This is a genomic window from Arthrobacter sp. J156 (genome assembly GCF_056172865.1).
The window spans coordinates 2,116,634-2,137,304 of record NZ_CM149650.1 but is presented as its reverse complement, the minus strand read 5'-3'; the positions used below and the strand labels follow the sequence as shown (position 1 = coordinate 2,137,304).

20 protein-coding genes, 1 tRNA gene and 1 riboswitch are annotated in these 20,671 nt (G+C 71.5%); of the genes, 12 read left to right on the top strand and 9 right to left on the bottom strand.

The window, feature by feature from the left end; genetic code table 11:
• Nucleotides 1-3: 3 nt before the first annotated feature.
• The 5 genes from AC0QR5_RS09735 to AC0QR5_RS09715 all read right to left on the bottom strand — a co-directional run bounded on the left by AC0QR5_RS09735 (nt 4) and on the right by AC0QR5_RS09715 (nt 2,933).
• The gene (locus tag AC0QR5_RS09735) at nt 4-822 is read right to left on the bottom strand and encodes an amino acid ABC transporter substrate-binding protein (RefSeq protein WP_329863337.1); all 819 of its coding nucleotides are present in this window, start codon (nt 820-822) and stop codon (nt 4-6) included.
• Between the two features lie 89 nt (nt 823-911).
• Nucleotides 912-1,838, bottom strand: a complete 927-nt coding sequence (locus AC0QR5_RS09730) for an AEC family transporter (RefSeq protein WP_329863335.1) — start codon at nt 1,836-1,838, stop codon at nt 912-914.
• A gap of 3 nt (nt 1,839-1,841) precedes the next feature.
• Nucleotides 1,842-2,273: an aspartate 1-decarboxylase gene (gene panD / locus AC0QR5_RS09725; protein WP_329863333.1), complete on the bottom strand. Its 432-nt coding sequence runs from the start codon at nt 2,271-2,273 to the stop codon at nt 1,842-1,844.
• Nucleotides 2,274-2,328: 55 nt separating this feature from the next.
• Nucleotides 2,329-2,399: transfer RNA gene (locus tag AC0QR5_RS09720), tRNA-Gly, on the bottom strand.
• 81 nt (nt 2,400-2,480) lie between these two features.
• The gene (locus AC0QR5_RS09715) at nt 2,481-2,933 is read right to left on the bottom strand and encodes an SseB family protein (RefSeq protein ID WP_329863331.1); all 453 of its coding nucleotides are present in this window, start codon (nt 2,931-2,933) and stop codon (nt 2,481-2,483) included.
• A gap of 112 nt (nt 2,934-3,045) precedes the next feature.
• Between AC0QR5_RS09715 and AC0QR5_RS09710 the strand changes: the two genes are divergently transcribed.
• Together AC0QR5_RS09710 and kynA are read left to right on the top strand one after the other, a co-directional pair.
• Entirely contained in the window at nt 3,046-4,752 is a 1,707-nt protein-coding gene (locus AC0QR5_RS09710) for a fumarate hydratase (RefSeq protein ID WP_329863329.1), read from the top strand.
• A 16-nt stretch (nt 4,753-4,768) separates the two neighbouring features.
• A complete protein-coding gene (gene kynA / locus AC0QR5_RS09705; protein ID WP_329863327.1) occupies nt 4,769-5,623 on the top strand; it encodes a tryptophan 2,3-dioxygenase in 855 nt (284 codons plus the stop codon).
• A gap of 16 nt (nt 5,624-5,639) precedes the next feature.
• Here the strand turns inward: kynA and AC0QR5_RS09700 are convergent, their stop codons facing one another.
• A complete protein-coding gene (locus AC0QR5_RS09700) occupies nt 5,640-6,434 on the bottom strand; it encodes a M15 family metallopeptidase (protein ID WP_329863325.1) in 795 nt (264 codons plus the stop codon).
• Nucleotides 6,435-6,530: 96 nt separating this feature from the next.
• Between AC0QR5_RS09700 and dcd the strand changes: the two genes are divergently transcribed.
• A complete protein-coding gene (gene dcd, locus AC0QR5_RS09695) occupies nt 6,531-7,112 on the top strand; it encodes a dCTP deaminase (protein WP_329863323.1) in 582 nt (193 codons plus the stop codon).
• Here dcd and AC0QR5_RS09690 read toward each other — a convergent pair.
• Nucleotides 7,102-8,406 (bottom strand): MFS transporter, encoded by a 1,305-nt coding sequence (locus AC0QR5_RS09690; protein ID WP_329863321.1) that lies wholly within the window; start codon nt 8,404-8,406, stop codon nt 7,102-7,104. The genes dcd and AC0QR5_RS09690 overlap by 11 nt on opposite strands.
• A gap of 153 nt (nt 8,407-8,559) precedes the next feature.
• Here AC0QR5_RS09690 and AC0QR5_RS09685 point away from each other — a divergent pair, with 153 nt between their 5' ends.
• From AC0QR5_RS09685 to mnhG, 6 genes are all read left to right on the top strand, one after another.
• On the top strand, nt 8,560-11,547 hold the full coding sequence (locus AC0QR5_RS09685) for a Na+/H+ antiporter subunit A (RefSeq protein ID WP_329863352.1): 2,988 nt from the start codon (nt 8,560-8,562) through the stop codon (nt 11,545-11,547).
• Nucleotides 11,544-12,074 carry a Na(+)/H(+) antiporter subunit C gene (locus AC0QR5_RS09680; protein ID WP_329863319.1) on the top strand — a complete coding sequence of 177 codons (531 nt, stop codon included), beginning with the start codon at nt 11,544-11,546 and terminating at the stop codon, nt 12,072-12,074. Before AC0QR5_RS09685 ends, AC0QR5_RS09680 begins: the two co-directional genes overlap by 4 nt.
• Nucleotides 12,074-13,687 carry a Na+/H+ antiporter subunit D gene (locus AC0QR5_RS09675; protein WP_329863350.1) on the top strand — a complete coding sequence of 538 codons (1,614 nt, stop codon included), beginning with the start codon at nt 12,074-12,076 and terminating at the stop codon, nt 13,685-13,687. Before AC0QR5_RS09680 ends, AC0QR5_RS09675 begins: the two co-directional genes overlap by 1 nt.
• A gap of 104 nt (nt 13,688-13,791) precedes the next feature.
• Nucleotides 13,792-14,289 carry a Na+/H+ antiporter subunit E gene (locus tag AC0QR5_RS09670; protein WP_475372520.1) on the top strand — a complete coding sequence of 166 codons (498 nt, stop codon included), beginning with the start codon at nt 13,792-13,794 and terminating at the stop codon, nt 14,287-14,289.
• On the top strand, nt 14,286-14,555 hold the full coding sequence (locus AC0QR5_RS09665) for an MrpF/PhaF family protein (RefSeq protein WP_329863316.1): 270 nt from the start codon (nt 14,286-14,288) through the stop codon (nt 14,553-14,555). The genes AC0QR5_RS09670 and AC0QR5_RS09665 overlap by 4 nt, the downstream gene beginning before the upstream one ends.
• Nucleotides 14,555-14,965 carry a monovalent cation/H(+) antiporter subunit G gene (mnhG, locus tag AC0QR5_RS09660; protein WP_329863314.1) on the top strand — a complete coding sequence of 137 codons (411 nt, stop codon included), beginning with the start codon at nt 14,555-14,557 and terminating at the stop codon, nt 14,963-14,965. The genes AC0QR5_RS09665 and mnhG overlap by 1 nt, the downstream gene beginning before the upstream one ends.
• Nucleotides 14,966-14,972: 7 nt before the next feature.
• Here mnhG and AC0QR5_RS09655 read toward each other — a convergent pair whose 3' ends face one another.
• A complete protein-coding gene (locus AC0QR5_RS09655; RefSeq protein ID WP_329863312.1) occupies nt 14,973-15,242 on the bottom strand; it encodes a DUF4235 domain-containing protein in 270 nt (89 codons plus the stop codon).
• Between the two features lie 72 nt (nt 15,243-15,314).
• A riboswitch (TPP riboswitch) is annotated at nt 15,315-15,444 on the top strand.
• A 50-nt stretch (nt 15,445-15,494) separates the two neighbouring features.
• Between AC0QR5_RS09655 and AC0QR5_RS09650 the strand changes: the two genes are divergently transcribed.
• Genes AC0QR5_RS09650 through AC0QR5_RS09640 form a run of 3 tightly spaced genes read left to right on the top strand, consistent with a single transcriptional unit; the run spans nt 15,495 to nt 19,777 of the window.
• Nucleotides 15,495-16,106, top strand: coding sequence for an ECF transporter S component (locus AC0QR5_RS09650; protein ID WP_329863310.1), 612 nt, complete (start codon nt 15,495-15,497; stop codon nt 16,104-16,106).
• Between the two features lie 3 nt (nt 16,107-16,109).
• On the top strand, nt 16,110-18,485 hold the full coding sequence (locus AC0QR5_RS09645; protein ID WP_329863308.1) for an ATP-binding cassette domain-containing protein: 2,376 nt from the start codon (nt 16,110-16,112) through the stop codon (nt 18,483-18,485).
• Nucleotides 18,486-18,487: 2 nt separating this feature from the next.
• A complete protein-coding gene (locus AC0QR5_RS09640) occupies nt 18,488-19,777 on the top strand; it encodes an MFS transporter (protein WP_329863305.1) in 1,290 nt (429 codons plus the stop codon).
• Here AC0QR5_RS09640 and AC0QR5_RS09635 read toward each other — a convergent pair.
• Entirely contained in the window at nt 19,774-20,670 is an 897-nt protein-coding gene (locus AC0QR5_RS09635; RefSeq protein ID WP_329863303.1) for an aminodeoxychorismate lyase, read from the bottom strand. The two genes, AC0QR5_RS09640 and AC0QR5_RS09635, sit on opposite strands and share 4 nt — an antisense overlap.
• Nucleotide 20,671 lies beyond the last annotated feature (1 nt).

The window sequence follows — 20,671 nt, the reverse complement described above, 5'->3', positions numbered from 1 at the left end:
GGGCTACTTCGAGACGTCGGCGCCGAAGTACTTGTCCGAGAGCTCCGCGAGCGTCCCGTCCGCGGCCAGCTCGCCGAGCGCCGCGTCGACGGCCGCGACGAGGTCGTCGCTGCCCTGCCGGAACGCGAACGCGCTGAGCGAGGTCTCCTCGGTCTCCGCGGCGACCTTGATGTTCTGGTTCCCGTTGGTGTTCTGGTAGTCGAGGTACGTGAGCTGGTCGTTGATCGTCGCGTCGACGCGCCCCTGCTCGAGGAGCGCCACCGACTGCGCCCAGCCCTCGACGCCCTCGATCAGTGCCCCGGACTCCCTCGCGAGTTCGGCCCAGTTGCTCGTGAGCGACTGGGCCGTCGTCTTGCCCTCGAGGTCCGCGAAGGAGGAGATGTCCGTGGTGTCGGCCGTCGTCACGATCACGCCGCGGCTCACGGTGTAGGGCTCGGAGAAGGAATAGACCTCCTCGCGGGCCGGGGTGATGGAGACCTGGTTGGCGATGACGTCGAAGCGGCCCGATTCGAGGCCCGCGAAGATCGCGTCCCACTGGGTCTCCTGGAACTCCGGCTGAACGCCGAGCTTTTCCGCTACGGCCGTGGCGACCTCGACGTCGTAGCCCGTGAGCTCGCCCGTGCCGCCCTCGTGGAAGCTGAACGGCCGGTAGGTTCCCTCCGTCGCGATGACGAGCTTGCCGGCGTCCTGGACCTGCGCCAGCGTGAGGCCGCCGCTCTGGGGGGAGGAGGCCCCGGCGTCGTCCCCGGTCCCGCCGCAGGCGGTCAAGGCGATCAGGGCGGCGGAGGCGGTGGCGGCGAGGGTTAGGAAGCGGCGGTTCATGCTGGGTCCTTCGGGGTCGGGGGAGTTGAACGCTACCACGGTCCAGCGCCGCGGAACCGGCGAATATTCCGTACTGCTACGCCGCGGCCTCAGGCCAGCAGGAGCGGGACGAGCATCATCGCCGGGATCGCCGTGATCGTGGTCAGCAGGACCGTGTCCTTGGCGACCACGACGCCCTGTTCGTAGCGGGAGGCGCTCACGAAGACGTTCTGCGCCGTGGGCAGGGCCGCCATGACCACGACGGCGAACAGCTCCGGGCCGGCCAGGCGGAAGGCGAAGGCCCCGATCAGCCAGGCCAGGAGCGGGTGGACGACGAGCTTCAGGGCCGTGGCCACGAGGGCGTCGGCGCGCCGCCCCGCGGCCTTCTCGAGCGGGCGCGAGCCGACCAGGGAGATGCCGAACGCGATGAGCATCGCCGGGATCGACGCCCCGGCGATGAGGTCCACGGGATCGGCGAGCTGCTGCGGCAGCCTCCAGTCCATGAGCGAGAAGAGCAGCCCGAGCATCGACCCCACGATCATCGGATTGCGGGCCGTCTGCAGGACCATCGCCGTCGGCGTCGTCCGGTGCCTCGTCGTCGTCGCGTCGAGCAGGGCCAGGAACACGGGGCTGAAGAGGGCCAGCTGGAATAGGATGACCGGCGCGGCCTGGGTGATGTCCCCGAGGACGTAGACCGCGATCGGCAGGCCCAGGTTCGCCGAGTTCACGGTCGCCGCGCTCATCGCACCGATGAGCCGCTCGCCGCGGCTCCGCCGCAGCCACCACGTGGTCGCGACCACGTAGGCGAGGGCGACGAGGACCGCGCTGATCGCGGCGACCGCGAGCGAGGGGCCGAGGACCGCGGCCGGTTCGGCGTCGGCGAGCGTGTTGAACAGCAGCGCCGGGCTCGCGACGAAGAAGGTCAGGCGGTTCAGGACGTAGCGGGCGTGCGGCCCGAGGACCCCCGTCCGGCCGACGGCGTATCCGACGCCGATGACGGCCCAGACGACGGCGAAGCCGGAGAGGACCCCGAGCACCGGCTAGGACTCGGCGGCGGCGTCGGCGAGGGCGTGCGGGGGCCGGGACATCCCGGACACGACGGCCTCCGAGGGATCCGTCCCGAGCACGACGATCCGGTTGTCCGCGTCGACGTGGACCACGGACGGCACGTAGCTGCGCGCCTCCTCCGTCTCCATCTGCGCGTAGCTCATGAGGATCACGAGGTCTCCGCGGTGGACCAGGTGGGCGGCGGCGCCGTTGATCCCGATCACGCCCGAGCCGCGCTCGCCGGGGATCGTGTAGGTCTCGAGCCGCGCGCCGTTGGTCACGTCGACGATGCTGACGAGCTCGCCCGGGAGGATGTCCGCGGCCTCGAGCAGATCGAGGTCCACCGTGACGGAACCGACGTAGTGCAGCTCGGCGTGGGTCACGGTGGCGCGGTGGATCTTGGACTTGAACATGGTTCGTCTCATGGCGGGAACCAGTCTACGCCCGCCGGGCCGGCCGCCCGGAACAGGGCAGAAAGAGAGCGGGCGACGGGAATCGAACCCGCGTGTCCAGCTTGGGAAGCTGGCGCTCTACCATTGAGCTACGCCCGCAAGACGCCCGCGAGTCCGTTCGTTACCGCGGGCGCAATCCAGCATATCCCACCGTTGTGGTGGAATCGCAATCCGGTGTGGTCAGCCCTCCTGCGGGCCCTCCTGCGAGCCGTCGGGGCGGAAGTCGCGGCGGATCGCGTCGACGCCGTCGGGGCCGATCTCGAAGCCGACGGGGTGGCCCGGGTTGATCACGAGGCCCGCGCCGGAGAGGTTGTCCACGACGGCCGCGCCCACGACGCGCACGGCGAACGGCGCCGTGTCGATGTAGGTCCCCGGGATCCGGCGGACATCCGTGAAGAGCGCGATGAGCGGCTGGCCGTCGGCGTTCTGCAGCAGGAGCGGCTGGACGTTCTGCGTGTCCGCGGCGACCTCTTCGCGGCTCAGGAAGAAGACCTCCTCCTGCAGGAAGGTGGCGATCACCTCTCCGGCGCGCGCCGGATCCTCCTGGCCAGCCACGAGGATGGTCTCCAGATGCGTGTGCGGGACGGCGGGGTCGTAGTCGGCCGGGGACTCGGTGCTGGGCGTTTCACTCATTGCTCCACACGATCACGTGTCGCCCGCCGCCGCAAGCCGTCACCGTTTCCGGCACCGGTCCGGGCGGGCCTAGAGTGGTAGGCACTGTTGGGAGACACTGCGAGGAAGCACCATGACCGAGTTCCAGTATGAGGACCTGCTGCCCATCGGCGAGGATACGACGCCGTACCGCAAGATCAGCGCCGAAGGCGTGCGGACCGTCGAGGGGCCGGGCGGGCGGCGCTACCTCGAGGTCGACCCGGAGGCCCTGTCCCTCCTGGCGCGCACGGCGCTCCACGATATCTCCCACTACCTGCGCCCGGCGCACCTGCGGCAGCTGCGCGACATCCTCGACGACGACGAGGCGAGCCCGAACGACAAGTTCGTGGCCCTGGACCTGCTCAAGAACGCCAACATCGCCGCCGGCGGCGTGCTGCCGATGTGCCAGGACACGGGCACGGCGATCGTCATGGGCAAGCGCGGGCAGCGCGTCATCACGCAGGGTCCCGACGAGAAGGACCTCTCCCGCGGCATCTACGACGCCTACACGCAGTTGAACCTGCGCTACTCGCAGCTCGCCCCGCTGACCACGTGGGAGGAGAAGTCCACGGGCAACAACCTCCCCGCGCAGGTGGAGCTCTACGCCGACACGGCCCCGGGCCACGAGGAGCAGTACAAGTTCCTGTTCATGGCCAAGGGCGGCGGAAGCGCGAACAAGTCCTTCCTCTACCAGGAGACCAAGGCGATCCTCAACGAGAACGCCATGCTGCGGTTCCTCGATGAGAAGCTGCGCTCGCTCGGCACGGCGGCCTGCCCGCCCTACCACCTCTCGATCGTCATCGGCGGCACGAGCGCCGAGTTCGCGCTCAAGACCGCCAAGTACGGTTCCGCGAAGTACCTCGACACCCTGCCCACGACGGGCGCGATGACGGGCCGAGGGTTCCGCGACCTCGAGCTCGAGGAGAAGGTGCTCGAGCTGACCCGCCACTTCGGCATCGGCGCCCAGTTCGGCGGCAAGTACTTCTGCCACGACGTGCGCGTCGTCCGGCTTCCCCGCCACGGGGCCTCGCTGCCCGTCGCGATCGCCGTCTCCTGCTCGGCCGACCGCCAGATGCTCGCCAAGATCACCGCCGAGGGCGTGTTCGTCGAGCAGCTCGAGACGGACCCCGCGCGCTTTATGCCGGACGAGTCCCACCCCGCGATCGCGGCCCACGACCACGAGACCGACGGCGTCACCGGCACCGGGGGCTCCTCCGTCGTGAAGATCGACCTCAACCGGCCCATGGACGAGATCCTCGCCGAGCTCACCAAGCACCCCGTGAAGGCGCGCCTGTCGCTGAGCGGCCCGCTCGTCGTCGCCCGTGACATCGCCCACGCGAAGATCAAGGAGCGGCTCGACGCGGGCGAGGAGATGCCGCAGTACCTCAAGGACCACCCCGTCTACTACGCGGGACCGGCCAAGACTCCCGACGGCATGGCCTCGGGCTCGTTCGGGCCGACCACGGCCGGGCGCATGGACTCCTACGTCGACCAGTTCCAGGCCGCGGGCGGCTCCATGGTGATGCTCGCCAAGGGCAACCGCTCGCGCCAGGTCACCGAGGCCTGCGACGCGCACGGGGGCTTCTACCTGGGCTCGATCGGCGGTCCCGCGGCGCGCCTGGCCCAGGACTGCATCAAGAAGGTCGAGGTCCTCGAGTACCCCGAGCTCGGCATGGAGGCGATCTGGAGGATCGAGGTCGAGGACTTCCCGGCGTTCATCGTCGTGGACGACAAGGGCAACGACTTCTTCGCCGAGACGCTCAAGCCGACGTTCACCGGGATCCCGGTCCGCGCGCGGTAGCGGCTACGATGGCGCGGTGAGCGTCGAGAAGAACACCCGGGCCCTGGAGGAGGGAATCGAGACCGATTTCCGCGACAAGATGAGCTACGGCTCCTATCTGGGGCTGGACACCCTGCTGGCCTCCCAGCACCCCGTGAGCCGCCCGGAGCACCACGACGAGCTGCTGTTCATCATCCAGCACCAGACCTCGGAGCTGTGGCTCAAGCTCATGCTGCACGAGCTGCGCGCGATCACGGCCCGGCTGCGCGGGGACGACCTGCGGTTCGCGCTCAAGCACATCGCGCGCGTCAAGCACATCCAGCGCACGCTGACCGAGCAGTGGAGCGTCCTGGCCACGCTCACGCCGTCCGAGTACGCGGAGTTCCGGGGCTCGCTGGGCTCCTCGAGCGGCTTCCAGTCCTTCCAGTACCGGGCCGTGGAGTTCATGCTCGGGAACAAGAACGCGGCCATGGTGGACGTGTTCGCGGCCGACCCCGACGCGCACGCGCTGCTGAAGGAGCTGCTGGCGGCGCCGTCGGTCTACGACGAGTTCATCCGGCTCCTGTCCCGCCGGGGCCTCGACGTGCCGGCGTCGCTGCTGGAGCGCGACGTCACGCAGGCGCACGTGTTCACGGAGGAGCTCGTCGCGGTCTTCAAGGAGATCTACGAGGACGCGGCGGGCCACTGGGACCTCTACGAGGCGTGCGAGGAGCTCGTGGACCTGGAGGAGAACTTCCAGTTCTGGCGCTTCCGCCACCTCAAGACGGTGGAGCGGACGATCGGATTCAAGCGCGGCACGGGCGGGTCCTCCGGCGTCGGCTTCCTCAAGAAGGCGCTCGAGCTGACGTTCTTCCCGGAGCTCTTCGCGGTCCGCACCGAGATCGGGGCGTAGGCCCCGGGCCGGCGGCCTAGTGCCAGCGCGGCCGCCAGTCCCACGGGGCGGTGTGGCCGGGGAGGAAGGGGACGATCGAGTTCCGCGGCGCCGGGTCCGCGCCCGGCTCGGGCTCCGGCTCCGGGGCGGGCTCCGGCGTCGTCCGCGCCGCGACGTACTCCTCGTAGCTGGCGGCTCCGGAGGCCTCGAAGTCCGCCGCGGCCCCCTCGCCGAGGAAGCGCAGGTGCCACGGCTCGTAGGCGTAGCCCGTCGCGTCCTCGGCCCCCTCGGGATAGCGGATGATGAAGCCGTAGTCGACGGCGTGCGCGGCGACCCAGCGGCCGGCGGCCGTGTCCCCGAAGCAGCGGTGGAGCGAGCACTGCCCGCCCGCCAGCCCGACGTCGGCGGCGAGCCCCAGCTGGTGCTCGCTCGTTCCGGGGCGGGCGGAGATCTTCGAGGCGTAGGCCTCGCCATAGCGCGCGGCGTAGCTGCGGAAGACCTGCGCCTGGCGCTCGTAGGAGCGGTAGGCGCTCTCGACGACGAGCGCGTGTCCGTCGAGCCGCGCCCCCTCCACGAGCAGGGCCAGGGCGATCGCGGCTTCCGGGACCATGAGGTTCTGCGAGCCGGCCGCGGGCGTCAGCCCGGCGGGCACGTAGTCGAGCGGGTCCAGCGGGTTCTCGGCGTTGACCAGGACCTCGAACGACGCCGGATCGCGGGTCGCGTCCGCCTCCGGCCCCGCCGACGGAGCCGCCTGGGCCGGCAGCGCCGCGCACAGGGCGAGGACCGCCGTGGCGGCCAGGGCCGCGGCGCCGCGGTGTCGGTGTGGCTTCATGATCTGGCGTTCCCCCGGGGGCTCAGGCGGGCCGTGCGGGACCCTGTGCCTAGGATAGCCCCGCGCCCGCGGGCGTGGATACGCTATTTTGGTCACGTGCTGATCTCCGACCGCGACATCCGAACCGAACTCGACGCCGGCCGCATCGTGCTGGACCCGCTGGAGAAGGAGATGATCCAGCCGTCCAGCGTCGACGTGCGGATCGACCGGTACTTCCGGCTCTTCGACAACCACAAGTACGCGCACATCGATCCCGCGCTCGACCAGCCGGACCTCACCCGGCTCGTCGAGGTGGAACCGGACGAGCCGTTCATCCTGCACCCGGGGGAGTTCGTGCTGGGTTCGACCTACGAGACCGTGACGCTGCCGGACGACATCGCCGCGCGGCTCGAGGGCAAGTCCTCCCTCGGCCGCCTGGGCCTGCTGACGCACTCGACCGCGGGGTTCATCGACCCGGGATTCTCCGGGCATGTGACGCTCGAGCTCTCCAACATGGCGACGCTGCCGATCAAGCTGTGGCCGGGATCGAAGATCGGCCAGTTGTGCTTCTTCCGCCTCAGCTCCCCGGCCGAGCACCCCTACGGTTCCGGGGAGTACGGGAACCGTTATCAGGGCCAGCGCGGGCCGACGGCCTCGCGCAGCCACCGGAACTTCCACCGCACGACGCTCACGAAGTAGGCGCCCGCTCCGGTGAGCGGACCGGGAGCAGCAGGAGCAAGCCGGCGAGCAGGACGACGAGGATCCCGAGGATGCCGTAGCGCTGGGCGGCGTCCTCGCCGACGACGGGGCGGGCGAGCACGATCGCGACCGTGAAGAGCCCCGGGGCCAGGAAGCTCACGGCGCGCCCCGTGGTGGCGTAGAGCCCGAACAGCTCGCCCTCCCGGCCAGGCTCGGCGAGGCGGGCGATGTAGCCGCGCGAGGCCGCTTGCGCGGGGCCCACGAAGAGGCACAGGAGCAGGCCGAAGAGCCAGAAGCCCGAGGTGCCGGGGGAGAAGAACACCCCGAGGCCGGCCACGATCAGGCCCGCGAGCGAGCCGATGATGACGGCCTTGGGGCCGATCCTGTCATCGAGGAAGCCGCCCGCGATCGCTCCGGCCGCCGCGACCACGTTGCCGGCGATCGCGAAGACGATCACCTCCGAGGTCGTGAACCCGAACGTGCCCGCGGCGATGACGCCGCCGAAGGTGAAGACGGCGGCGAGGCCGTCGCGGAACACCGCCGAGGCGAGGAGGAAGAACAGCGTGTGCGGATTGCGGCGGCCGATCGAGGCGATGTGGCGGAAGAGGATCCGGTAGGACTCGAGGAAGCCCGTCTTGGACGCCTGGGCCCGGCGCGGGAGCTCCGGGACGGCGAAGAGGACGGGCAGGGCGAAGGCGAAGAACCAGACGGCGGAGAAGACGGCGACGAGGCGCAGGTTCAGCGCGTTCTCGGTGCTCGCCCCGGGCCAGTCCACGACGGGCTGGACGAAGCCGAACAGGACGATCGCCAGGGCCATGATCCCGCCGAGGTAGCCCATGCCCCAGCCGAAGCCGGAGACCTTGCCCAGCGTGGCCGGCGTCGAGATCTGCGGCAGCATCGCGTTGTAGTTGACGGTCGCGAACTCGGCGAAGACGCTCGCCACGGCGATGAGGACGACGCCGAGGACCAGAAAGCCGGGATCGGGGGCGACGAAGAAGCACGCGGCCGTCGCGAGGGCGACGAGGACCGAGTTCACGCCGAGCCAGAAGCGCCGCCGCCCACCGGCGTCGGAGCGCTGGCCCGTCACGGGGGCCAGGAGCGCGATCGCGAGGCCGGCCACCGTGAGGGCCAGGCTCAGGGCCGCGGACGTGTCCGCGCTGCTGCCGAAGGCGCTGCTCGTGAGGTAGACGGTGAAGACGAACGTCGTCATGACGGCGTTGATCGCCGCCGACCCCCAATCCCACGATGCCCATGCGATGACCTGGCGGTTCAACATCCGTGGTGTGGGAGCCATGAGTGCATGGTAACGCTCTCGGCGTAAAGCTACGGCAAACAGGGGCCCGTGGCACGGAGCAGTCCGTGGAAACTGTTAAGGTTGAGAGCAGCCCTTGACCACCTGCTTCGATGTGCCCGCGCGTCACGGCAGACCGCCTTCCAGGAGATCATCGTGCTCGAAGTCCTCATCGCCCTCTTCGCGGTGTCCTTCGTTGCGCCACTGATCTTCCGCCGGCTGGGCCGCGGTACGTTCTACGTCCTCGGCGCCGTGCCCGCGGCCGGCTTCGTCTGGCTGCTCGCCAACTTCGCCTCCTTCACGGGGGCCGAGCAGGCCGCGCGGATCGGCGAGCCGAACGCCCCGCCGTCGATCCTCGTGCCCTGGGTCGAGTCCCTGCACCTCGAGCTGGCGTTCCGGATGGACGCGCTCGCCGCCGTGCTGAGCCTCCTGGTGCTCGGCGTCGGGGCGCTCGTGTTGTTCTACTGCGCGCGCTACTTCAAGAACGAGGACGCCAACATCGGCCCGTTCGGGGCGCAACTGCTCGCGTTCGCCGGCGCCATGTTCGGCCTCGTCATCTCGGACGACCTGATCATGCTCTTCATCTTCTGGGAGCTGACCACGGTCCTGTCCTACCTGCTCGTCGGCTTCGCGCGGACCCGCATCTTCGCCCGGCGCTCGGCCCTGCAGGCCCTCATCGTCACGACCTTCGGCGGGCTCGTGATGCTCCTGGGCCTCATCCTGCTCGGCGAGACGGCCGGGAGCTACCGCCTCTCCGAGATCATGGCCGACGCCGCGGCGCTCACCGCGCAGGGAACCGTCGTCGACGTCGCGATCCTGCTGATCCTCGTCGGCGCCGTGTCGAAGTCCGCGCTCGTTCCCTTCCACTTCTGGCTCCCCGGCGCCATGGCCGCGCCGACGCCGGTCTCCGCCTACCTGCACGCAGCGGCCATGGTCAAGGCCGGCGTCTACCTCGTGGCGCGCCTTGCGCCGGGCTTCTCCGAGACCGCGTACTGGCACGGCACGCTCCTCGTCCTCGGCCTCGCGACCATGCTCGTCGGCGGCTGGCGGGCGCTGCGCCAGCACGACATCAAGCTCGTGTTGGCCTACGGAACCGTCTCCCAGCTGGGCTTCCTCATGCTCGTCGTCGGCATCGGCACCGCCAACGCTGCCGTCGCCGGTCTCTCGATGATGCTCGCCCACGGCTTCTTCAAGGCCGCCCTGTTCCTCGTGGTCGGCATCATCGACCACAAGGCCGGAACCCGCGACCTGCGCGAGCTCTCCGGGCTCTGGCGGACGGCGCCCAAGCTGTTCGTCGTGACCCTCGTCAGCGCCGCCTCGATGGCCGGGCTGCCGCCCTTCTTCGGCTTCGTGGCCAAGGAGTCGGTGTTCGAGACGCTCCTCGACGGCGCCGCGAACGGCGATCCCGGCGGCACGTGGCTGCTCGTGGGCGTCGTGGCCGGCTCCATCCTGACCTTCGCCTACACGGCGCGCTTCGTCTGGGGGGGCTTCGCCTCCAAGCCCGGTGTGGCCCCCACGACGTTCAAGGCCGTCCCGTGGCTCTTCATGGCCTCGCCACTGCTCCTGTCGCTCGTCACGATCGCCACCGCCTTCACGCCCGCGCTGATCGAGGACGCGATCGCCCCCTACGCCGGACTGTTCGAGCCGGCCGGGCACCCCGTCCACTTGGCCCTGTGGCACGGCTTCACGCCCGCGCTGGGGCTCTCCGCCGTCGTCGTCGCCGTTGGCGTTCTGCTCTTCGCGGGCCGCGCCGCCGTGGCCCGGGCGCAGGACAAGCTCTACCCCCTGATCGACGCCGAGAAGAGCTACAAGCACATCCTGGGCGCGACGGACGAGATCGCGGTGTGGGTCACGGGGCGCACGCAGCGCGGCTCGCTCGCGTTCTACCTCATCGTCATCCTCATCGTGGGGCTGCTGGCCCCGGCCGTCGCCGGGATCGCGTTCGACGTGCCAACGCCGCAGCACATCGTCTGGTTCGACACCCCGGCGCAGCTCGTGATCGGGCTCGTCATGGTGGTCGGGTCGATCGCGGCGATCAAGGCGAACAAGCGCTTCCTGGCCGTGCTGATGGTCGGCGTCACGGGCTACGGCATGGCCATCATGTTCGCCCTCCAGGGCGCCCCCGACCTCGCCCTGACGCAGCTGCTCGTGGAGACGATCGTCCTCGTCGCCATGGTCCTGGCCCTGCGGACCCTGCCCGCCCCGCTGTGGACCACGAATCCCGCGGGCCACAAGGTACTGCGCGCGGCGATCGGCATCGCGTTCGGCGTCGTCATGGTCGGCATCGCGGCGACCGCCATGGCGTCCCGGACCGCCGACCCGATCTCGCTCATGCTGCCCGAGCTCGCCTACGTCGGCGGTGCCGGCGAGAACATCGTCAACGTCATCCTCGTGGACATCCGCGCGTGGGACACCTTCGGGGAGATCACCGTGCTCGCCGCGGCCGCGACCGGCGTCGCGAGCCTCATCTACGTCCGCGGGCGCGGGGACGACCGCCGGCGCACGGAGGACGTCGCGCCGGGCAGCGTGGACCGCGGCTCGGAACACCTGCACCACTCGACGCGGGCCACGGCCGCCCTCGCGATCGCCCGGCACTTCGCGGAGTCCGCGAAGGACGCCTGGCTCGTCGCGGGCCGGACGCTCGCGCCCGAGCGCCGCTCGATCATCTTCGAGGTCATCACCCGGCTCCTGTTCCACTCCATGATCCTGTTCTCCATCTACCTGCTGATCACCGGGCACAACACCCCCGGCGGCGGGTTCGCCGGCGGCCTCCTCGCCGGCCTGGCGCTCACGATCCGGTACCTGGCCGGCGGCCGCTTCGAGCTCGCCGAATCGACGCCCATCAGCCCGGGCACCCTCCTCGGCCTCGGCCTCGCGACCGCCTCTCTGTCCGCCGTCTTCCCGCTCTTCTTCGGAGGCCAGATCTTCCAGTCCGCAGCCCTCGAGTTCGCGCTCCCGCTCTTCGGCGAGCACAAGTTCGTCACCTCGACCTTCTTCGACATCGGCGTCTACCTCGTCGTCGTCGGCCTCGTCGTCGACGTCCTGCGCAGCCTCGGCGCCGAGATCGACGAGCGGTCCGAGGGCCGCAGCCCCGTGGTCGTCCACGAGGCGCCCGAGGGCAGTACGGAGGGGGTCGCCCGATGAGCGTCAACGTCGTCATGCTCCTCGTCATGGGCGTCCTGTTCGCCTGCGGCGTCTACCTGCTCCTCGAACGCAGCCTCACGCGCGTGCTCCTGGGCCTGGTCCTGATCAGCAACGGCGTGAACCTGCTGCTGCTCACGGCCGGCGGTCTGCCGGGCATGGCGCCGCTGTACGATTCCGCGATCGAGCCCGGCGCCTACTCCGACCCGCTGCCGCAGGCGCTCATCCTGACGGCGATCGTCATCACCTTCGCCGTCACGGCGTTCCTGTTGGCCATGATCTACCGTTCGTGGGTCATCGCCCGGCGCGACGAGGTCGTCGACGACGTCGAGGACCGCCGCGTTGCCGAGCAGTCCCACTTCGACTTCGAGGAGGACTCGGAGATCGAGGCCGACACGACTGAGTTCACCTCGGAGGACGACGACGCCGCGGCCCGGGCCAAGGCCGCCGTCGCCGCCGAGCGCCGCCAGGCCAGCGCCGAGGAAAGCGCCGGCACATCCGACGAGTCACGGAACAGGGAGGCCCGATGATCAGCGCCGTCTCGCTCGCCCCGCTCGCCGTCGCGCTGCCGATCCTCGGCGCCGCCGTGGCCTTCGTCCTGCGCCGGCACAAGCGCAGCCAGCGGGCCGTCACCATCTCGACCCTGACCCTCACCCTGCTCTTGGAGTGCTGGCTCCTGGCCGGGGCCTGGACCAACGGTGCGCAGGCCGTCCTGATCGGCGGCTGGGCTCCACCGTTTGGCATCTCCATGGTCGTCGACGAGTTCTCCGCGCTGATGCTCGTGGTCTCCACGGCGGTGAGCCTCGCGGTGCTCCTCTACGCGACCGCGCAGGGCATGGCCGACGGGGACGACGACGGGCCGATCTCCGTCTTCCACCCGACGTTCCTGATCCTCGTCGCGGGTGTCTCCAACGCCTTCCTCGCGGGCGACCTGTTCAACCTCTACGTGGGCTTCGAGATCCTGCTGACGGCCTCCTACGTCCTGCTGACCCTCGGCGGCACGACGGCGCGCATCCGCGCGGGCGTGACCTACGTCGTCGTCTCCGTGGTCTCCTCGATGCTGTTCCTGATCTCGATCGGCATGATCTACGGCGCCACGGGCACCGTGAACATGGCCGACCTCGGGGTCAAGCTGGGGCAGCTGGACGAGGGAACGCAGATGGTCCTGCACCTCATGCTGCTCGTCGCGTTCGGCATCAAGGCCGCGATCTTCCCGCTGTCCTTCTGGCTCCCGGACTCCTACCCGACGGCGCCCGCGCCCGTCACCGCCGTGTTCGCGGGCCTGCTGACCAAGGTCGGCGTCTACGCCCTCGTGCGCACCGAGACCCTCCTGTTCCCCGGGGACCGGATCAATTCGCTCCTGATGGTCGTCGCCCTCATGACCATGCTCGTGGGCATCCTCGGCGCGATCGCGCAGGCGGACATCAAGCGCATGCTCTCCTTCACGCTCACGAGCCATATCGGCTACATGGTGTTCGGGCTCGCGCTCGGCAACCTCGCCGCGCTCGGGGCGACCGTCTACTACGTCGCGCACCACATCATCGTGCAGACCTCGCTCTTCCTCGTCACGGGCCTGATCGAACGCCGCGCCGGGACCTCGAACGTGGACCGCCTCGGCTCGCTCGCCAAGCTCTCCCCGGTCCTCGCCGTGCTGTTCTTCATCCCGGCGATGAACTTGGCCAGCATCCCGCCGTTCTCCGGCTTCCTCGGCAAGCTCGGCCTCATGCAGGGCGGCGTCGAGCTCGGCACCCCGCTCGCGTGGGTCCTCCTCGCCGGTGCCGTGGCCACTTCGCTCCTGACCCTGCTCGCCGTCGCCCGCGTCTGGAACCGTGCGTTCTGGCGCAAGGCCGAGGATGCGGAGAACCCCGACCCGCTGCTGCTCGTCGGCGCCAAGGACGGGGGCCGCGTGACGACCTACAGCCACGTCGCGAACTTCCCGACGAGCCGCTACAGCGACCGCGGCGACACCCAGCTCCTGCCCCGGACCATGGTCGGCTCGACCGCCGCGCTCGTGGCGCTCGGACTCGCCCTGACCGTCTTCGCCGGACCGCTCTTCCAGCTCAGCGACCAGGCCGCCCGGCAGATGATGGAGCGCACGCCCTACATCGAGGCCGTGCTGGGACCCCAGGAGGGCACGCCATGAGCCGCACCCGCCCGTCCGGCCTCGGGACCCCGAGCCGCGGATCCGCCGCGAACCGCCGGCGCAAGCGCGCCCGCTTCCTCGTCGAGCTGCCCCTGCTTGTCTGGATGATGCTCGTCTGGGGGGCGCTGTGGCAGGACTTCTCCGCCGGCAACCTCGTCTTCGGCTTCCTGCTCTCGCTCGGCGTCGTCTCCGTGTTCCGGCTGCCGCCCGTGGAGCTCAGCGGCCGCTTCAACGTCTGGCAGGCGTTCCTGTTCGCCCTGCACTTCCTCAAGGACGTCGTCGCGGCGAGCTTCCAGGTCTTCGGCCTCGCGCTCTTCCGCGGGCAGAAGGTGCGCAGCGCCGTCGTCGGCATCACACTGCGCTGCCGCGAGGACCTGATGATGACCACCCTCGGCCACGTCCTCACGCTCATCCCCGGCTCGTTCGTCGTGGAGGTGGACCGGACGTCCGGGACCCTGTACCTGCACGTCATCGACGTCGACACCCCCGAGGAGGCCGAGCGCTTCCGCGCAGGCGTCCTGGACACGGAGGCGCGGCTGATCAAGGTGATGGGCACGCCCGAGGCCCTCGAGGCCCTGCGCCGAGAGGAGGCCCCCGCATGATCCTGACCACCGCCGCCTGGGTGTCCGCCCTCCTGCTGGCCGCCGCCGCCATGATGGCGATCGTGCGCATCGCGCGCGGTCCGTCGATCCTCGAGCGCGTGATCGCCCTCGACGTGCTGCTCGCGATCATCATGGCCGCGCTGTGCATCGACATGGCGCTCAACCACCACTTGAACCACGTGCCGTTCATCGCCGTGGCCTGCGTCGTCGGCTTCATCGGCTCGGTGACGGTCTCCCGCTACGTGACGGACCGGAGGAACTCCTGATGGACGCCGAGACGCTGCAGACCGTCCGCGACGCCGCCACGGCCCTGTGCCTCGTCGTGGGATCGCTCATGTCCTTCGCCGCCGGCCTGGGCATGCTGCGCTTCCCCGACCTGCTCTCCCGCATGCACGCCGGCACCAAGCCGCAGGTGCTGGGGCTCCTGCTGCTCCTGACCGCCGTCGGCCTGCAGGCCGATTCGCCGGCGGTGCTGCCCGTGCTCCTGCTCGCGTGGCTCTTCCAGCTGTTGACGGCGCCCGTGAGCGCCCACATGGTGGGGCGGGCGGGCTACCGCACCAAGCACCTCAAGCGCGAGACGCTCATCGTGGACGACCTGGACGAGGTCGTCGCCCGGGCCGCCAACGGCTCGCTGCCGGCGGGCGCGGCAGACCACGTGGCGGACACCGAGCGCTGAGCCCGGGCTAGACCTCGTCGGCGGTTTCCTGGAAGCGGCGCAACATGCGCTGCGTGCCGCGGTTGGCCATCACCTGGATCACCGCGGCCACGACGGCGGAGGCCACGGCGAAGCCGAGGGCCTGGCGCAGCGAGGCCTCGGCCTGGGCCTCGGCGTCGCCCGGCTTCGGCGGCTCCTCGCCGGTGATCCGCGTCCAGGCGGTGTCGAGGAGCTTGGCCCCGGCGAATCCGGCGCCGAGGGAAATCAGCGAGCCGACGATCTTCAGCAGTACGTTCACGTGCGCGGTCTCCGTCTCGAGGGGGTGATTACCCGCCCAGCATAGCGCGGGGCTAGACTGGGGCCACTGAAACACCAACGACAGGGGAGCGTTGGGCTCCGGCCGGTGGCCGGAACCCGTCAGAACGCTGAGAGTGCGCGCCGCGCAGACCCTCGAACCTGATCCGGCTAGTACCGGCGAAGGGAGTCGAGTTCTCAGGGATGCCGCGCGGCGGCACGCCCTCCCCTCCTTGATCCCAAGGAGGACACCTCTATGAGCACCGTGCAGTCTCCCGCACGCACCGGATGGCGCGTCGTCGACATCGTCGTCGCCGCCATCATCGCCGTCGCCTCCGGCGTCGTCTTCTTCGCCTGGAACACCTTCCACCACGCGCTGGACTTCCTGTTCCTGGCCTTCCCGCCCTCCTCGGCGCTGCTCGCGGGAATGTGGCTCTTCCCGGCCGTGCTCGGCGCGCTGGTGATCCGCAAGCCCGGGGCGGCCCTGTTCTGCGAGACCGTCGCCGCGGTCGTCTCGGCCTTCCTCGGTTCTCAGTACGGCTGGACCGTGCTCGTCTCCGGCCTCGTCCAGGGCCTGGGGGCGGAGCTCGTCGTCGCGGCGTTCCTGTACCGCCGCTGGGGGCTGCAGGTGGCCCTGCTCGCGGGCGCCGCGGCCGGCCTCTTCGGAGGCGTGAACGACGCGTTCGTCTTCAACTGGTTCCCGGAGTACACGGTGGTCATGAAGCTCGCCTACGTCGGTTTTATGACGATCTCCGGCGTCGTCATCGCGGGCCTGCTGTCCTGGCTCGCGACCCGGGCCCTGTCCCGGACGGGGGCGCTGTCCGCGCTGGCCTCGCGCAAGGCCGCGCAGGAGCCGGTGAACGGCTAGGCGGTGACGTCCCAGGCCGCCCGCGAGGCGGGGAGCACGACGCCGGGGCCGCACCCGGCGGCGGTCCGTGCGGCCGGGTGGGGGTGGCGTCATGCGGGACGCCACGCGCCCGCGGTGGCCGGGCTGGACCTGGACATCCGCCCGGGGGAGCGGATCCTGCTGGCCGGCCCCTCGGGCGCCGGCAAGTCGACGCTCCTGCACGCCCTGGCCGGCGTCCTGCACCAGGACGAGGACACCGAGGCCGAGGGTGAGCTGCTCGTCGACGGCGCCCCCGCGCACACGGTGCGCGGGCGGGCCGGGCTCATGCAGCAGGACCCCGAGACCCAGGTCGTGCAGGCCCGCGTCGGCGACGACGTCGCCTTCGGTGCCGAGAACCTCGCCGTCCCCGCGGAGCAGATCGCGCCGCGCGTGCGCGCGGCGCTGGCCGCCGTCGGACTCGACGTCCCCCTCACGCACCCGACCGCCCGGCTGTCCGGCGGCCAGAAGCAGCGCCTGGCCCTCGCCGGGATCCTCGCGATGCGCCCCGGGCTCGTGCTGCTGGACGAGCCCACCGCCAACCTGGACCCGGCCGGCGTGCTCGAGGTGCGCGACGCCGTCGTCCGGGCCCTCGACGCCTCCGGGGCGACGGCCGTGATCGTCGAGCACCGGCTCGAGGCCTGGGCCCCCCACGTGGACCGCGTCGTGGTCCTGGCCCCCGGTGGCGGAGTCGCCCACGCGGGAACGCCCGCCGAGCTCTTCGCCCCCGGCCCCGTGCGGGACGAGCTCGTCGCGGCGGGCGTCTGGGTGCCCGGATACGTCCCGCGGCTCCCGGCGCGGGAAGCGGCGCCGCCCGGCGGCGGGCTGTTGCGCGCCGAGGGCCTCGCCGTCGCCCGCGGCCGAACCCAGCCCGCCGCGCTGACCGGGGTGGAGCTAGGACTCGAGGCTGGCCGCGCCGTCTGCGTGACGGGGCCGAACGGCTCCGGCAAGTCGACGCTCGCGCTGACCCTGGCGGGGCTCCTGCCCGAGCGGGCCGGACACGTCGTGGCGAGCCCGGCGCTGCGCGGCGAGGCGGCCGGGGCGCGGCCCTACCAGTGGCGCGCCTCGGCCCTGATCGGACGCATCGGCACCGTGTTCCAGGAACCGGAGCACCAGTTCGTCACGGCCAGCGTGCGCGAGGAGCTCGAGTACGGGCCCCGCCACGCGCGCACCGCCGACGGCCGGGAGGAGCTCTTCAGCGAGGAGCAGATCGCCGAACGCGTGGACGCCCTGCTGCGGCGGCTACGGCTCGAGCACCTCGCGGACGCGAATCCGTTCACCCTCTCCGGCGGAGAGAAGCGCCGCCTCTCCGTCGCGACCGTGCTCGCCGCCGGCCCGGGCGTGCTGGTCCTCGACGAGCCGACCTTCGGCCAGGACGCGAACACGTGGGCGGAACTGGCGCTGCTCCTGCGCGAGCAGCTCGCGGAGGGGACTTCGGTGCTCGCCGTGACGCACGACGCCGACTTCGCCGACGCCGTCGGCGCCCGCGTCCTCGACGTCGCGGAGCTCGGGACCGGCCGCGACGCCGCGACGGGGTCCGCGAAAGACGGGGACGACGCCGGGGCACCCGGGCTGCTCGAACCCTCGGAAGCGGCCCGGGTGAGCTTCCTGGGCCGGGCCAATCCGCTCGCCAAGCTCGGCGCGGTGATGCTCGCGACCATCCCACTCATCGCGACGCTTGACATGGTCAGCGCGGGAATCATCGTCGCCGCGACGCTGCTGATGCTGCCCTTGAGCGGGATCGGGATCGCGGCCTTCCTGGCGCGGGCGTGGCCGCTGCTGATCGCCGGGCTGTTCGCGGCCTGGGGGACGGCGCTCGTCGGCAACGACTCCGGCGCCGTGCTGCTGGGGCTGGGGTGGTTCGACATCACCGAGGGCTCGCTCGAAGCGGGCATCGCGACGGGGCTGCGCGCCTTCGCCGTCGCCGTGCCGGCCGTCCTCGTGGTCTCCAGCACCGACCCCACCGATCTCGCCAACGCCCTCGCCCAGCAGGCCCGGCTGCCGCACCGCTTTGTCCTGGGGGCCCTCGCCGGCATGCGCCTGCTGGGGCTGCTCGTCGAGGAGTGGCAGACCCTGGGCATGGCCCGCCGGGCCCGCGGCGTCGGCTCCCGGGGCTCGCTCCGCCGTCGTCTGGCCGCGGACCTCGGCCAGATGTTCGGGCTCTTGGTGCAGTCGATCCGCCGCGCGTCCCGGTTGGCCGTCACGATGGAGGCCAAGGGCTTCGGGGGAGCCGAGCGCAGCTGGTCCCGTCCGGCGCGCTTCTCCCGGCGGGACCCCGTCGTACTGCTCGCCGGGCTCGCCCTCGGGGCCGGCGCGACGGCGGCCGCACTGGCCGCGGGGACGTGGAACCTGGTCTGGACCTGAGCGTGGCGACGGGACGACGGCTGCGGGAGAACCCGGCGTTCGTGCGGTTCTGGGCCGCGGCGGCGGCCTCCGACGCCGGCACCTACCTGACCACGGTGGCGCTGTCCGTCCTGGTGTTGGAGGTCCTCGGCGGTTCGGCCCAGGACCAGGGCCTCGTGGGCGCCTTCCGCTGGGCGCCCTACCTGTTGTTCGGCCTGGTCGCCGGGCTCTGGGTGGACCGCTGGCGGCGGCGCACCGTGCTGATCGCCGCCGACGTCGGCCGGGCCGTGGTCCTCGGCGCCCTGTGCCTGACGGGGCTGGCCGGCCCGGCCGGCCCGGCCGGCGCGCTGCCGGCCGTCTTCGGCCTGGTCTTCGCCTTCGGCGTGCTGGCCCTGCTCGCCGATGCGGCCCACCAGTCCTTCCTGCCGCAGATCGTCCCGAGGCCCCTCCTGGTCCGGGCCAACATGCGCCTGCAGCAGAGCGACACCGTGGCCCAGACCTCCGGAGGGGTGGTCGCGGGGACGCTCGTGACGTGGCTCGGGGCGCCGTTCGCGCTGCTGCTCGACGCCGCGAGCCACCTCCTCTCGGCCGCCGTCCTGTCCACGCTCCGCGACGGGGGCCGGGGCCGTCCGGAGGGCCCCGCGGTTCCCGTGCGCACCCGCATCGCCCAGGGGCTGCGCTGGATCTACCGGCATCCGCGGCTCGCGCCCCTGGCCTGGTGCACGCACGGGTGGTTCATCGGCTCGGCCATGATCGGGACCGTCCTGCCGGTGCTCGTGCTGCAGGAGCTCTCACTGGGCGCCCTCGGGCTCGGGCTGGTCATGAGCTGTGCCGGGATCGGGGCCGTCGTCGGGACGAGCCTGGCCCCGCTGGCCGGTGCGCGCTTCGGGACGGGCCGCGCGCTCGTCCTGCCGCGCCTGGCGGAGGTGCCGGCGGTGGCGCTCATCGCCGCTGCGCCCTGGATGGCCGGAGGCCAGGAGGCCGGCGTGCCGTGGGCGGCCGGGGTGGCCGTCGGGCTGGGCCAGTTGGTGTTCGGGTTCTCGATGGGGGTTGGTGGGCCGCTGGAAATGGGCTATTGGCAGGCGGTGACCCCGGATCGCCTGATCGCGAGGATGAGCGCGACGCGCCGCTCCGCGAACCGCGGGATGATCGTCCTCGGGGCGCCGCTCGGCGGATTCCTCGCCGTCGCCTGGAGCCCCGCGGCCGCGTTGTGGACGGCGGCCGCCGTGCTGCTGGCCGCGGCGGCGGCCCTGTGGTCCTCCCCGTTCCGCGATGCCGACGTCGACGCGGACCAGGCGGGTCCGGGGAGCTAGCCGATGGCGTCGACGAAGGACGTCAGTTCCGCGGTCAGCTCCGGGTCGCGGGAGAGCTCGACGCCGTCGAGGGAGTTGACGGGCGCGAGCAGGCGCACGCTGGAGACGAGCCACACGGCGTCCGCCTCGACGAGGTGCTGCGGTTCGAGCGGGCCGTAGCCGAGCTCCCAGCCGGCGGCCTCCGCGGCCGCGAAGAGCGCTCCCTGCGTCGTGCCGGGCAGGATGCCCGTCTCCAGCATGGGGGTGATGAGCCGCTTCACGTCGCCGTCGCGGACGGCGAGGAGCACGGTCGAGGTCGGGCCCTCGAGGACGCGCCCGTCGCTCGAGACGAAGATGACGTCGTCGGCCCCCTGCTTGCGCGCGTGGCGCAGGGCCGCCATATTCACGGCGTAGGACAGGGTCTTGGCGCCCATGAGCAGCCACGGGGCACGCTCGGCGACCGTGGAGTCGTAGCCGCGGTCCAGCAGGAGCACGTCGACGCCTTCGGCGCGCTGCCGCCGACCCAGCTCGGGGGCGGGGGAGACGGCCACCCAGGCCGTGCCGTGCCCGGCGCCCTCGGGGCCGCGCGTGGCGACGAGCTTCACCACGGCCTCGTGTCCGGCGTCGTCCCCGGATTCGGTGGCGAGAGCGGCGTCGTACGCGGCGACGGCCGTCGCGATCGCCGCCCGCCAGGCGTCCTCGGCGGGCAGCGGGAGCTCGCATGTCGCGGCCGAGACGGCCATCCGGGCCAGGTGGGCGTCGAGCTTGCGGACCCGCCCGCGGACGTAGAGGGCGGACTCGAAGACACCGTCGCCGCGCGTGGCGCCCTGGTCCAGGACCGAGAGCTGCGGGACGGAGGCGTCGGCCACCCGGCCGGCGGGAAACCCAGGTTCCAGGAACACCACGACAGTCATG

What these genes read in the sequence shown, in the direction of transcription:
- AC0QR5_RS09735 (WP_329863337.1), bottom strand. Translation starts at nt 822, where the DNA reads ATGAACCGCCGCTTCCTAACCCTCGCCGCCACCGCCTCCGCCGCCCTG.
- AC0QR5_RS09700 (WP_329863325.1), bottom strand. Translation starts at nt 6,434, where the DNA reads ATGAAGCCACACCGACACCGCGGCGCCGCGGCCCTGGCCGCCACGGCG.
- panD (WP_329863333.1), bottom strand. Translation starts at nt 2,273, where the DNA reads ATGAGACGAACCATGTTCAAGTCCAAGATCCACCGCGCCACCGTGACC.
- AC0QR5_RS09670 (WP_475372520.1), top strand. Translation starts at nt 13,792, where the DNA reads ATGATGCTCGTCTGGGGGGCGCTGTGGCAGGACTTCTCCGCCGGCAAC.
- AC0QR5_RS09690 (WP_329863321.1), bottom strand. Translation starts at nt 8,406, where the DNA reads ATGGCTCCCACACCACGGATGTTGAACCGCCAGGTCATCGCATGGGCA.
- AC0QR5_RS09715 (WP_329863331.1), bottom strand. Translation starts at nt 2,933, where the DNA reads ATGAGTGAAACGCCCAGCACCGAGTCCCCGGCCGACTACGACCCCGCC.
- AC0QR5_RS09650 (WP_329863310.1), top strand. Translation starts at nt 15,495, where the DNA reads ATGAGCACCGTGCAGTCTCCCGCACGCACCGGATGGCGCGTCGTCGAC.
- AC0QR5_RS09665 (WP_329863316.1), top strand. Translation starts at nt 14,286, where the DNA reads ATGATCCTGACCACCGCCGCCTGGGTGTCCGCCCTCCTGCTGGCCGCC.
- mnhG (WP_329863314.1), top strand. Translation starts at nt 14,555, where the DNA reads ATGGACGCCGAGACGCTGCAGACCGTCCGCGACGCCGCCACGGCCCTG.
- AC0QR5_RS09635 (WP_329863303.1), bottom strand. Translation starts at nt 20,670, where the DNA reads ATGACTGTCGTGGTGTTCCTGGAACCTGGGTTTCCCGCCGGCCGGGTG.
- AC0QR5_RS09710 (WP_329863329.1), top strand. Translation starts at nt 3,046, where the DNA reads ATGACCGAGTTCCAGTATGAGGACCTGCTGCCCATCGGCGAGGATACG.
- AC0QR5_RS09680 (WP_329863319.1), top strand. Translation starts at nt 11,544, where the DNA reads ATGAGCGTCAACGTCGTCATGCTCCTCGTCATGGGCGTCCTGTTCGCC.